We start from the raw sequence: 13072 nt of genomic DNA, 5'->3' as shown, positions 1-13072 counted from the left end.
CCGGTCCTATCTTTCCACGCCCGGCACGAGCTTGCCGTTCTCGACATGGGCGGGGACATAGGTCGAATCCGGCGCGGCGCCGGAGAAATGCGCAAAGCCGATCAGCCCCGCGATCACCAGCACGAGCGCCGCCAGCATGAGGCGCGCGACGATGGTGATCGGCCAGGACGACTGCACGAACAGGCCGGAACGCGTGGCGGCCAGGAACAGCGCATAGACGGCAAAGGGAACGAGGAAGATTCCGATCTCGGTCAGGATCGGCCGGATCATGATGAATAGATCCGCTCGTAGAGTACGCGCAGCATGCCGGCCGTCGCGCCCCAGATGTAGCGTTCGGCAAACGGCATCGCGTAGTAGGACCGCTCCATGCCGCGGAATTCCTTGCTGTGCACCTGGTGGTTGGCCGGGTTCATCAGGAAGGATAGCGGCACTTCGAACGCGTCATCAACCTCGGAATGGTTGATCGTCAGCTCAAAACCCGGGCGCACCCTGGCAACCGTCGGCAGGATGCGGAAGCCGAAACCGGTGCCGTAGAGATCGAGATAGCCGATCGGCTCGACGAAGTCTCTGGACAGCCCGACCTCCTCCTCGGCCTCGCGCAGCGCCGCATCGAGCGGCGAGCGGTCGGTCGCGTCGATCTTGCCGCCGGGAAAGGCGATCTGGCCGGCATGGTCGTTCAGATGCGCCGAGCGCTGCGTCAGCAGGATGGTCGGCTCGGGATGATCGACCACCGCGATCAAGACCGCCGCCGGCCGCACCGGCTGCTCGCGCGCGATGATCTCGAGCATCTTGTCGGTACCGGGATCGCCCGAGGCCGGAATGATGTTGGGATCGTAGAGACCGGGCGGAACGTCGAAGCCGAGCCGCGCGGCGGAGCGGGCGAAGAAATCGGCCGCACCGATCACGGCGCAATCGTTCCTGGAGATAGGCTTGTTCAAAGCGCGGCCCTCACCTGCTCCGCATCGGCCATGGCGAAGAATTCGCCGGCCGATTCGACACCGAACATCGGCTGGCCATCGACCATCCGCTCCTCACCCATGTCAACCAGATCGTAATAGAGCGCGCGGGTGACCTTGGCCCAGAGCTCGGCGCGGACATGCAGATAAGGCGTCAGCCCGCCGTCCTTGGCTTGTTCGAAGCGCAGCCGATGCGCCGCATCGCAGGTGACCCAGTCGTCGACATTGGTGCGGAAGCGGAGCACGCGGTGGTTGTCCTCGCCGTCCTTCTGCATCTCGACCGCCATGAACGGCGCGTCGTCGACGCGAATGCCGACCTTCTCCACCGGCGTGACGAGGAAATGCTTGTCGCCTTCACGCTTGAGGATGGTCGAGAACAGGCGAACCAAAGCATGACGGCCGATTGGCGTCCCCAAATAGAACCAAGTACCATCGGATGCGATTCGCATGTCGAGATCGCCGCAAAACGGCGGATTCCACAAATGCACCGGAGGCAGGCCCTTTTTGGCGCCTTCGGCATCGGCAGCAGTTTTGGCAGCGGCAGTCAGCCCCTCAAGACCGCGATCGGCGCTCTGCCCTTGGTTCGCCATGGTTTGCCCTGACTTTGTCATTTGGCACGATCGGTCATTTGGCACGATTGGTGCAGGTTTACGTTGTATCCGGGTGCTCGGTTCCACCCCGCATTCGTCCGGTGTGGAGGTCGCCACTTCGTGATGCCCTACATATCCCTAAGCCGATAAGGTGGGGATAGGTTAATTCAACGAATACATGGCCTTCCTGCAAGTCTAGCATAGGGCCCACGTCTTGAGTTGAGGACGTGATGACATGACGACGCAAGCGAGCCGCATGGCAGGCTGAAGGAGCTAACGGATGGCTGAGAGTGTCGAGAAGCTCGAAGACGGAGTAGTCCGTTCAGCCGAGCAGGTGTCGAGCCAGATTCGTGCGGCAAAGGATGCGATCGCGTCCGTCATCTTCGGTCAGGATCGCGTGATCGAGAACACGCTGGTCACCATCCTCTCCGGCGGCCATGCGTTGTTGATCGGCGTCCCCGGTCTCGCCAAGACCAAGCTGGTCGAGACGCTCGGCATCACGCTCGGCCTCGATGCCAAGCGCATCCAGTTCACGCCCGACCTGATGCCGTCGGACATTCTCGGCGCCGAAGTGCTCGACGAGAGCACCTCCGGCAAGCGTGCCTTCCGCTTCATCTCCGGCCCCGTGTTTGCCCAACTGCTGATGGCCGACGAGATCAACCGCGCCAGCCCGCGCACGCAATCTGCGCTGCTCCAGGCGATGCAGGAGCAGCACATCACCGTTGCCGGCGCGCGTCACGATCTGCCGAAGCCGTTCCACGTGCTCGCCACGCAAAACCCGCTGGAGCAGGAAGGCACCTATCCGCTGCCTGAAGCCCAGCTCGACCGTTTCCTGATGGAGATCGACGTCGACTATCCCGATCGTGACGCCGAGCGCCGCATCCTGTTCGAGACCACCGGCGCCGACGAGACGCTGGCGAAGGGCGCGATGACACCCGACGCATTGATCACCGCGCAGCGGCTGATCCGGCGGCTGCCGGTCGGCGATTCCGTGGTCGAGGCGATCCTGTCGCTGGTGCGCTCGGCCCGTCCGGGTCCGGATGGCGGCGACACCAGCAAGTTCATCGCCTGGGGACCGGGCCCGCGCGCCAGCCAATCGCTGATGCTCGCGGTGCGCGCACGCGCGCTGATCGACGGCCGCCTCGCGCCCTCGATCGACGACGTGCTCGACCTCGCCGAGCCCGTGCTGAAGCACCGCATGGCGCTGACATTCCAGGCGCGCGCCGAAGGCCGCACGATTCCGGACGTGATCCGGCAATTGAAGACACGGATCGGTTGATGGCGGCGGAGAACGGGCACGCAGCGAAGGAGGTCATCGCGATCCGACGTGCCGATGGCGAAAGCCGCACGCTCGCCGCTTCGCTGCCGCGCCTGGTGCTCGAGGCCCGCCGCATCGCCGCCAACGTCATCCACGGCCTGCACGGCCGTCGCCGCGCCGGCTCCGGCGAAAATTTCTGGCAATACCGCCGCTTCATCTCCGGCGAGCCGTCGCAGAACGTCGACTGGCGGCGCTCGGCGCGCGACGATCTCCTCTACGTCCGCGAGCTCGAATGGGAAGCCTCGCACACGGTCTGGATCTGGCCCGACCGCTCGCCCTCGATGGCGTTCGCTTCAAAGCAGGCGCGTGAATCCAAGCTCGAGCGGACGCTGATCGTCGCCTTCGCGCTGGCCGAGCTGCTCGTCTCCGGCGGCGAACGCGTCGGCATTCCCGGGCTGATGGCACCGACCGCGAGCCGCAGCGTCATCGACAAGATGGCGCAGGCGATGCTGCATGACGATGCCGACCGCTTGAGCCTGCCGCCGTCCTTCGTGCCCGCGGCGCTGGCCGAGACGATCGTGCTGTCGGACTTCTGGTCGCCGATCTCCGAGATCAGGACCACGCTCGCCGGCCTGTCCGGCTCCGGTGCGCATGGCACGCTGGTCCAGGTCGTCGATCCCGCCGAGGAATCGTTCCCGTATTCCGGCCGCGTCGAGTTCGTCGAGCCGGAAGGGTTCGGCGTGATCACCGCCGGCCGCGCCGAGAGCTGGGCGCAGGATTACACCGCGCGGCTCGCGCTGCACCGCGACCAGATCCGCGCCGAGACCAACAAGCTCGACTGGCTGTTCACGACGCACGCCACCGACCGCTCGGCCGCTGAGCTCTTGCTGTTCCTGCATGCCGGCATGCAGGTGAGCAAGTCGGGCGCCCGCACCACCACGATCAAGGCGGGGCCGGCAGCATGATGGGACTGCCGCTCGCCTTCACCGAACCGCTGCTCCTGATCGGCCTCGTCAGCCTGCCGGTGCTGTGGTGGCTGTTGCGCGTGATGCCGCCGCGGCCGCGCCGCATCGAGTTTCCGCCGACGCGCCTGTTGTTCGACATCGCACCGCGCGAAGAGACGCCGTCGCGGACGCCGTGGTGGCTGACCGCATTGCGGCTGCTGGCTGCCGCGCTGGTCATTTTCGCCGCCGCCGGTCCGATCTGGAATCCGCAAACAGGCGCGGCCGCCAGCAAGGCGCCGCTGATGATCATGTTCGACGACGGCTGGAGCGCGGCCTCGAACTGGGACATCCGGATCAGGGCCGCCGACGAGTTGATCGCCAGTGCCGAGAACGACCGCCGTGCGATTGCGCTGGTGCCGCTGTCCGAGCCGAACCGCGATATCACATTGATGCCGGCGGGCGCTGCGCGCGTCGCGCTGCGGCAGCTCACGCCGAAGCCGTATTCGATCGAGCGCGTCGAGACCCTGACCGCAATCGATCGCTTCCTGAAGGCGACCGGCGACTGCGAGATCGCCTGGCTCTCCGACAGCGTCGATACCGGTCGCGGCGAGGAATTCGTGGCTGGCCTCGGCAAGACCGTCGGCGACCGCAGCCTGACCGTGTTCGAAGGCGGCACCTCGTCACCGCTGGCCCTGGTCGCGGCCGAGAACGCCGCAGCGAGGATGACGGTGAAGGTGCTGCGCACCGACAGCGACATCGCCATCGGCACCGTGCGCGCGCTGGACCAGAAGGCCTCGCCGATCGGCGAAGCGCGTTATTCGTTCGGCCCGCAGGACAAGGAAACCGAAGCTTCGTTCGATCTGCCGGTCGAGCTGCGCAACGACATCACGCGGCTGGAAATTGCCGGTGAGCGCTCCGCAGGCGCGGTGCAGCTGCTCGACAAGCGCTGGCGCCGCCGCGCCATCGGCATCGTCTCGGGCTCGACCAGCGAGACCGCGCAGCCGCTGCTGGCGCCGACCTTCTATCTCACCCGGGCGCTGGCGCCGTTCGCCGACGTGCGGCTTGCCGACAAGGGCTCACCGCAGCAGGGCATCACGCAGTTCCTCGACCAGAAGCTGCCGATGATCATCCTCGCCGATGTTGGCACCATCGCCCCCGAAATCCGCGAGCGTCTCAATGCCTGGATCGATCAGGGCGGCGTGCTGGTGCGGTTCGCCGGTCCGAGGCTGGCGCAGGCCGAGGACGATCTCGTTCCGGTCAAGCTGCGCAAGGGCGGCCGGACGCTTGGCGGCAGCCTGACCTGGGAAAAGCCGCAACATCTGGCCTCCTTTGCCGCCGACGGTCCGTTTGCCGGCGTCGTGGTCCCCAAGGACGTCACCATCAGCCGCCAGGTGCTCGCCGAGCCCGACGCCGTGCTCGCCACCAAGAGCTGGGCGTCGCTGGAAGACGGCACGCCGCTGGTAACAGGCGAGCATCGCGGCAAGGGCGTCGTCAGCCTGTTCCACGTCAGCGCCGACATGCGCTGGTCGGATCTGCCCATGTCGGGCACCTTCGTCGAAATCCTGCGCCGCGTCGTCGACATGTCCGGCTATACCGCCAAGCCGGGCGCAGGCGTTGCCACTGAAGGGACCGCCGAGACGGTGGCGCCGTTGCACATCCTCGACGGCTTCGGCGCTTTCGGTCCGCCGCCGGCCGCCGCAAAGCCGCTGCCCGCGGATTATCGCGACCGCGCCACACCCGATCATCCGCCGGGCCTCTATGGTCCGGCAGAAGGACCGCTCGCCGTGAACACGCTTGCCAGCGCCGACCGTATCGCAGCCCTGAACACCGCGAGCCTGCGCGCCCGACACGCCACCTACACCAATGCCGAGCCGCAGGACTTGCGCGGCTGGCTGCTATCGACCGCGCTCGCGCTGTTCCTGATCGACGCCATTATCGTCGCGGTGCTCGGCGGCGGTCTTGCCGCGCTGCTGCGCCGCCGCGCCGCGCCCGCGATGATCGTTGTCGGACTGGTGCTTGCAGCCTTCGCCTCGTTCGTGCCGACGCCGTCGCACGCGGACAGCGCGTCCGACGAGTTCGCGATGAAGGCGGTGTCGCAGACCCGCCTCGCCTATGTCGTGACCGGCAATGCCGACGTCGATTCCATCGTCAGGGCCGGGCTATCGGGACTGACGCTGTTCCTGGCGCAGCGCACCGCGCTCGAGGCCGGCGATCCCGTCGGCATCGATCCGGCGCGCGACGAACTCGCCTTCTTCCCGCTGATCTACTGGCCGATCGTGCCGGGCGCGCCCAAGCCGTCCCGGGACGCCATCAACAAGATCGACGCCTACATGAAGCAGGGCGGCACCGTGCTGTTCGACACCCGCGACGCGGTCGAAGCGCCGCCCGGCGCGAAAGGCGCCGCGCAGACCCCCGCCATGCAGACGCTCCGCGAGATCCTGTCCTCGCTCGACGTGCCCGAGCTGGAGCCGGTGCCGCGCGAGCACGTGCTGACCAAGACCTTCTTTCTCCTGCGCGACTTCCCCGGCCGCTTCACAACCGGCCAGACCTGGGTCGAGACCTTGCCGCGCGAAGACGACGAAGACAGCGCGCAGCGGCCGGCACGCGGCGGCGACGGCGTCTCGCCGATCATCATCACCTCGAACGACCTTGCCGGCGCCTGGGCCGTGCGGCCCGACGGCCAGGCCATGCTGCCGGTGACCGGCGGCGACCCCCGCCAGCGCGAATTCGCCTACCGCGCCGGCGCCAACATCGTGATGTACACGCTGACTGGCAACTACAAGGCCGACCAGGTGCACGCACCGGCCCTGATCGAACGGCTGGGGCAATAGGATCGATATGAATTACGGCATCGCATTCACGCCGCTGGTTCCCACGATCGTGCTGTGGCTCGCGCTGGCCGCGATCGTCGTCATCGCGCTGGTGCTGCTGCTGGCGCGTGCGCGCGGCGCCGCCGTGCGCGTGGCCGCGCTGGCGCTGTTCCTGCTGGCGCTCGCCAATCCCTCCTTCACCCGCGAGGACCGCGATCCCCTCACCTCTGTCGCCGCAATCGTCGTCGACAAGAGCCCGAGCCAGAATTTCGGCAATCGCAATCGCGAGGCCGCTCAGGCGCAGGAAGCGCTGGTTGACAGCCTGAAGAAGATCAAGGGGCTCGAGGTCCGCGTCGTCGATGCCGGACAGGCCGACGGCGAGACCGACGGCACCAAGCTGTTCGGGGCGCTGGCCTCGGCCTTGTCGGACGTGCCGGTCGACCGCGTCGCCGGTGCGTTCCTGATCACCGATGGCCGCGTCCATGACATTCCGGCCAACGCCGCCGGGCTCGGCTTCCAGGCGCCGGTGCACGCGCTGATCACCGGGCAGAAGGACGAGCGCGACCGCCGTATCGCGGTCATCGCCGCGCCGCGTTTCGGCATTGTCGGGCAGCCCCAGACCATCACCTACCGCCTCGACGATCAGGGCGTCAGCGGCGAGCGCGCCAAGGTCACGGTCCGCAGAGACGGCGAGGTCATCAACGAGCGCACGCTTTCGAGCGGCCAGGCCGCAAGCGTCGACGTCGACATCAAGCATTCCGGGCCGAACATCGTCGAGATCGAGGCCTCGCCGCTCGAGCGGGAATTGACGCCGGTGAACAACCGCGCCGTCGTCGCCATCGACGGTGTGCGCGACAAGCTGCGCGTGCTGCTGGTCTCGGGCGAGCCGCATTCCGGCGAGCGCACCTGGCGCAACCTGCTCAAGTCCGATGCCAGTGTCGATCTCGTCCACTTCACCATTCTGCGACCGCCGGAGAAGCAGGACGGCACGCCGATCAACGAATTGTCGCTGATTGCGTTTCCGACCCGCGAGCTGTTCCAGCAGAAGATCAACGAATTCCAGCTGATCATCTTCGACCGCTATGCCCGCCAGGGCGTGCTGCCGATCGCTTATTTCGACAACATCGCACGCTACGTGCGTTCCGGCGGCGCGGTGCTGGTCTCGGCCGGCCCGGACTACGCCTCCAACACCAGCATCTGGCGCACACCGCTGGATTCGGTGCTGCCGGCCGAACCGGTCGGGGTGACGGAAAAGCCGTTCTACGCGCATCTGTCCGACGTCGGCAAACGCCATCCCGTCACGCGTGGCCTCGAGGGCTCGGCCTCCGAGCCGCCGCGCTGGAGCCGGTTCTTCCGCACCGTCGAGACCCGCAATGCGGTCAACCCGCCCGTCATGACGGGCGTCGACGGCAAGCCGCTGCTGTTCCTGTCGCGTTTCGGCGAGGGCCGCGTCGCGCTGCTACTCTCCGACCACATCTGGCTGTGGGCGCGCGGCTATGAAGGCGGCGGCCCGCATCTCGATCTGTTGCGGCGGATGTCGCACTGGCTGATGAAGCAGCCGGATCTGGACGAGGAAGCGTTGCGCCTGCAGGTGCAGGGCAAGAATCTCGTGGTGGTGCGCCAGACCATGGCGGACAGCGTTCAGCCGGTGAGCGTGACCTCGCCGTCGGGCGTGTCGCGTGACCTGACGCTTGCAGCCGGCGATCCCGGCGAATGGCGCGCCAGCCTGCCGGCGAGCGAGCTCGGCCTGTGGCAAGCCACCGACGGCACGCTGAAGGCGCTGATCAATGTCGGCCCGACCAATCCGAAGGAATTTTCGGAAGTCACCTCCACCACCGACACGTTGAAGCCCCTGACCCAGGCGACCGGCGGTGACGCCGTGCGCGTGGTCGACGGCGCCAGCGTCGAGCTGCCGCGCATCCTGCCGGTCCGCTCGGCGAGCGTCTTCCATGGTGACGGCTGGATGGGCGTGCGGATGCGCGACGCCAGCGTCGTGAAGGGCGTCGGCGTGCTGCCGATCTTTGCCGGCCTGATCGGCCTGTTGCTGCTGCTCGGCGCGTTTGCTGCGACGTGGATGCGCGAGGGGCGGTAGGCGGCTTACGCGCCTCCCTTCGCTTCCGTTAGTCGGATAAATCCCATCGTCACTTCTCCGCCATAGCGCCTTCGCCCCCGAACCCGGTCGAATGTAGCGCGTTGGAAATCTGGGGCGGTTCATTCTCGGCCGCTGGCAGGGGTGTCCCTGTCCAGGCATCGCGCCCCGCGGACAAGAGCAGTTCTGAACGCAGCCTTCGCAGCACTCAAACAGTGCGAGCGTTCGATGAGAAGCGGAGTTACTCGACCATGACAGACCCACTTCACCAGCGCACGTTCAGCTCGCCTCGTCAGACAACGCGCTACATCGAGTGCGGGCCGGCTGACGGACCGTTGATGATCTTCGTCCATGGCTGGCCGAGCATCAGTTTGATGTGGCGCGCGCAGATGGACGCGTTTGCCGCCGATGGTTGGCACTGCGTCGCTCCCGATCTGCGGGGCTACGGCGGCTCTTCCACGCCCGCAGCCAACGACGCCTACACCATCGAGGAAATCGTGACGGACATGGCCGAACTCCATGATCACCTGGGCGGCAAGCCTGCGATCTGGGTTGGCCACGACTGGGGCTGTGTTGTGGTCGGTGAGTTGGTCGCGCATCAGCCAAAGCGCAGCCGCGGAGTCGTGCTGACCTCGCTGGCATATCAACCCGACGGGCACGCCCTGCGCACAGTCGTCCCGCTGGTCGACCGGACGATTTATCCGGTTGACCAATATCCGGATGGCCAATGGGATTACTACCGTTACTACACCACGCACTTCGAGGCGGCAGTCGCCGACCTCGATACAGACTTGGCCGCATCGCTGGCGTCGATCTTTCGGCCAGGCGACCCCGCCGGCATCGGCAAGGTTTCGCCGAATGCGATGGTCACGCGCAATGGAGGGCGCTTTGGCGCCGCGCACCGCGCACCGGCGACTGAGCCCGATCCGGCTCTCTGGCCGCCCGCGGATTTCGACGTGCTGGTGCAGTCGTTCAAGGCTCATGGATTCCGCCCGTCCTGCGCGTGGTACCTGAACGACGACGCCAACATCGCCTATGCGCGCAAAGCACCCAATGGCGGCCGCCTGTCGCAGCCGGTGCTGTTCGTCAACGGCGACTTTGATCAGATCTGCAGCATCATCGGAAATCGCCAAGGTGACCCGATGCGCGTCGCCTGCCCGGACCTGACCGTGACGAGCATGCCCGCAGGGCACTGGCTGCCGCTGGAGCGCAAGGCAGAACACATCGAGGCCATCCGCACCTGGCTCCAGAGCAAAAAGCTCTGATGCCGCCTCCTCGCGCCGGCACTGAGTCAATCAATCGCCGTCCCCGTAGCCATTCGAAAGGTCCTCAGCCTAGATCTTTCAGTTGCCCGCACGACACGGCGAGGAGCCGGCCCGCTCGGGTCGGCTCGACAGCGGTTGACATCCGCTGACCGATCAGGCGATGTTACATTATAACATCGCAGGATGCCGAGGGGATTGGCACCTGGCGATGTGGGGTGACGTTTCCAGATGAAGTGGTTCCGGTCGAATATCAGGCACGGCGCCCGGCTCGCGATCTTCGCGATGCTGGTGCAGTTCGCGCTGACGTTCGGCCACAGCCATTGGTTCGCCCAGGCGGCTCCCCTCGCCCAGGCCTCGCTTCAGCAGACCGACAGCAGCAACGGCGTGGCCTCGATCGACCGCGCGGCGGTCGAGAGGCAATCGCCGTTGGCTCCCGACCGGGAGCACCCGGGCGAGGACAATTGCGCGATCTGCGCATTGGTCGCGATGGCCGGCACCGTCATGTTCGCGTCGCCGCCTGTGTTGTTGCTGCCGCAGGCGATCGACCTGCTCTACCGCACCACCGACGCCGAATTCGTCCACCTGAAATCGGCCGGCACGGCATTCCAGCCCCGCGCCCCTCCCGCGTCCTGACTTCCAACAACGCTTGATCACGCCTGGACTCGCCGCAAATCGGCGCGTGCCCGGGAGCAGTTGAAGTCGAATTCCGTCGCCCAGCGACGGCAGGCCGCCTCCGATCAGCAGACGAACATTGCGGACGGCGCCTGACTGGATCAGGACCATGTCATTCAAATTGCGGCGCGCGCAGCGTCTTGGTGGAGCAAGCCTGCTCCTGCTCGGCGCCGCCACCTCGGCGCTGGCCGAGGATAAATCATCGACCGAGATCCCCGCCGTCACCGTGACGGCCCCGAGTCCCATCGTGCGCAGGGCGGTGGTGCCGACCCGCAACCCGGGCCGACCCACGCGAACCGCGCGGGCACGCAGCCACGAACGCGCGGCGGACGCCACGCCGGCAGCCGCGGCGCCGGCCGCACCTCAGCAGGGCGTGCTGCCCATCGTGACCAACCAGTTCGCGACCGTCACGGTGGTGCCGAACGAAGAGATCCGCCGCGAGGGCGGCGGCCAGCTCGGCGATCTCCTGTTCTCCAAGCCCGGCATCACCGGCTCGAGCTTCGCGCCCGGTGCCTCCAGCCGGCCGATCATCCGGGGGCTCGACGTCAACCGCGTCGGCATCGTCGAGAACGGCACCAATGCCGGCGGCGCCTCCGATCTCGGCGAGGACCACTTCGTCCCGATCGATCCGCTCGCGACCAACCAGGTCGAGGTGGTGCGCGGACCGGCCGCGCTGCGCTACGGCTCGACCTCGATCGGCGGCGTCGTCAGCGCCACCAACAACCGGATTCCGGATGCGCTGCCGAACTGCGGTGCCCAGCCGTTCCAGAGTTTCGGCCTGCCGGTCAAGGCGCCGCTCGCGAGCACCGCGACTTCGCCTTGCATCACCGCCGAGACGCGCAGCGCGTTCAGTTCGGTCGACCGCGGCGTCGAAAGCGGCGTGCTGCTCGACACCGGCGGCGGCAATTTTGCCTTCCATGCCGACGTCTACGGGCGCAACACCACCGACTACAGCATCCCGAGCTACCCATACCTCACCGACCAGACCCGGCCCGTCGCCAACGGACGCCAGCCCAACTCGGCGACACGCTCGGACGGGGCCTCGATCGGCGGCTCCTACTTTTTCCAAGGCGGCTATATCGGTGCGGCGATCACGCAGAACGACGCGCTCTACCACATCCCCGGGATCGACGGCGCTGACCACAACACGCGGATCGACGGCCATCAGACCAAGATCAACGTCAAGGGCGAGTACCATCCCGACGCTGCGGCGATCGATGTCGTTCGCTTCTGGGCCGGCGCGACCGACTACCGGCACAACGAGATCGGGCTTGCCGATCCCGCCGATCCCAATAGCGACGCCGTGCGGCAGACCTTCACCAACAAGGAGCAGGAGATCCGCACCGAGGTGCAGCTGATGCCGTTCAACGCGCGCTTCGCCGAGGTGACGACGGCGTTGGGCTTCCAGGTCGGCCATCAGGAATTGAGCGCACCGAGCCCGGACAATCCGGGCACGCTGTTCAACGGCCTGTGGGACCCGAACAACAGCACGCGCGTCGCCGGTTACGCCTTCAACGAGTTCAAGTTCACGGACGCGACGCGGGCGCAGATCGCCGGGCGCATCGAGCATGTCGAGCTGCACGGCACGACGCCGGATTTTCCCGCGGACTTCCTGCCCGACGGCACACCGCAGGCGGCGATTTCGCGCAATCCGGCGTTCACGCCGAAGAGCGGCAGCGTCGGCCTGTTGCAGGACCTGCCGGGCGGCCTGGTCGGCAGCATCACCGCGCAATATGTCGAGCGCGCGCCTAAGGCGGCGGAGCTGTTCTCGCGCGGTGCGCATGATGCGACCGCGACCTTCGACATCGGAAACCCCAACCTCGGCATCGAGACCGCGAAGTCCGTCGAGATTGGCCTGCGCAAGGCGACCGGACCGTTCCGGTTCGAAGCGACCGTCTACTACACGCACTTCAACAATTTCATCTATCGCCGTCTCACCGGCGTGATGTGCGACGACGATTTTGCCTCGTGCGGCGCACCCGGCGCCGAGGTGAACCAGGCGGTCTATTCGCAGCGGGACGCGAATTTCCGCGGCGGCGAATTCCAGTCGCAGCTCGACGTCGGTGCATTCCGGGGCGGCATCTGGGGCATCGAGAACCAGTTCGACGTGGTCCGTGCCACCTTCACCGACGGCACCAACGTGCCGCGCATTCCGCCGCTGAGACTGGGCGCCGGCGTGTTCTGGCGCGACGACAACTGGCTGATGCGCGTCAATCTGTTGCACGCCTTCGCTCAGAACAACGTCGCCGTGATCGCGGAAACGCCGACATCGGGTTACAACCTCTTGAAGGCCGAGGTCAGCTACAAGACCAAGCTCGACCCAAATGCATTCGGCGCGCGCGAGATGCTGCTCGGCCTCGTCGGCAACAATCTGTTGAACGAAAACATCCGCAACTCGGTGTCCTACACCAAGGACGAGGTGTTGATGCCCGGCATCGGGGTGCGGGCGTTCGCGAACTTCAAGTTCTGAAAGCGCGACAGCTAGCCG

Annotated in this window: 10 protein-coding genes; 7 read left to right on the top strand and 3 right to left on the bottom strand. The window is 66.6% G+C overall.

Annotated elements, in window-relative coordinates:
- Positions 1-6: 6 nt before the first annotated feature.
- Genes IVB45_RS08725 through IVB45_RS08715 form a run of 3 tightly spaced genes read right to left on the bottom strand, consistent with a single transcriptional unit; the run spans position 7 to position 1546 of the window.
- A complete protein-coding gene (locus IVB45_RS08725; RefSeq protein WP_018454951.1) occupies positions 7-270 on the bottom strand; it encodes a DUF6111 family protein in 264 nt (87 codons plus the stop codon).
- On the bottom strand, positions 267-938 hold the full coding sequence (locus tag IVB45_RS08720) for a CoA pyrophosphatase (protein ID WP_247357036.1): 672 nt from the start codon (positions 936-938) through the stop codon (positions 267-269). The genes IVB45_RS08725 and IVB45_RS08720 overlap by 4 nt, the downstream gene beginning before the upstream one ends.
- Entirely contained in the window at positions 935-1546 is a 612-nt protein-coding gene (locus tag IVB45_RS08715; RefSeq protein WP_063993497.1) for a DUF1285 domain-containing protein, read from the bottom strand. The genes IVB45_RS08720 and IVB45_RS08715 overlap by 4 nt, the downstream gene beginning before the upstream one ends.
- Positions 1547-1826: 280 nt before the next feature.
- Here IVB45_RS08715 and IVB45_RS08710 point away from each other — a divergent pair, with 280 nt between their 5' ends.
- The 7 genes from IVB45_RS08710 to IVB45_RS08680 all read left to right on the top strand — a co-directional run bounded on the left by IVB45_RS08710 (position 1827) and on the right by IVB45_RS08680 (position 13054).
- On the top strand, positions 1827-2825 hold the full coding sequence (locus IVB45_RS08710) for a MoxR family ATPase (protein WP_027516392.1): 999 nt from the start codon (positions 1827-1829) through the stop codon (positions 2823-2825).
- The gene (locus IVB45_RS08705) at positions 2825-3769 is read left to right on the top strand and encodes a DUF58 domain-containing protein (protein ID WP_247357037.1); all 945 of its coding nucleotides are present in this window, start codon (positions 2825-2827) and stop codon (positions 3767-3769) included. The genes IVB45_RS08710 and IVB45_RS08705 overlap by 1 nt, the downstream gene beginning before the upstream one ends.
- On the top strand, positions 3766-6579 hold the full coding sequence (locus tag IVB45_RS08700; protein WP_247357038.1) for a DUF4159 domain-containing protein: 2814 nt from the start codon (positions 3766-3768) through the stop codon (positions 6577-6579). Before IVB45_RS08705 ends, IVB45_RS08700 begins: the two co-directional genes overlap by 4 nt.
- Positions 6580-6586: 7 nt before the next feature.
- Positions 6587-8650: a hypothetical protein gene (locus tag IVB45_RS08695; protein WP_247357039.1), complete on the top strand. Its 2064-nt coding sequence runs from the start codon at positions 6587-6589 to the stop codon at positions 8648-8650.
- Between the two features lie 335 nt (positions 8651-8985).
- Positions 8986-9912: an alpha/beta hydrolase gene (locus IVB45_RS08690; protein ID WP_247357040.1), complete on the top strand. Its 927-nt coding sequence runs from the start codon at positions 8986-8988 to the stop codon at positions 9910-9912.
- 228 nt (positions 9913-10140) lie between these two features.
- Positions 10141-10545, top strand: a complete 405-nt coding sequence (locus IVB45_RS08685; RefSeq protein ID WP_247357041.1) for a DUF2946 domain-containing protein — start codon at positions 10141-10143, stop codon at positions 10543-10545.
- 148 nt (positions 10546-10693) lie between these two features.
- Positions 10694-13054 carry a TonB-dependent receptor gene (locus tag IVB45_RS08680; protein ID WP_247357042.1) on the top strand — a complete coding sequence of 787 codons (2361 nt, stop codon included), beginning with the start codon at positions 10694-10696 and terminating at the stop codon, positions 13052-13054.
- Positions 13055-13072 lie beyond the last annotated feature (18 nt).

The organism is Bradyrhizobium sp. 4 (assembly GCF_023100905.1).
GTDB lineage: Bacteria > Pseudomonadota > Alphaproteobacteria > Rhizobiales > Xanthobacteraceae > Bradyrhizobium.
The sequence above is the reverse complement of the archived record's forward strand: the minus strand, read 5'-3'. Positions and strand labels throughout refer to the sequence as shown.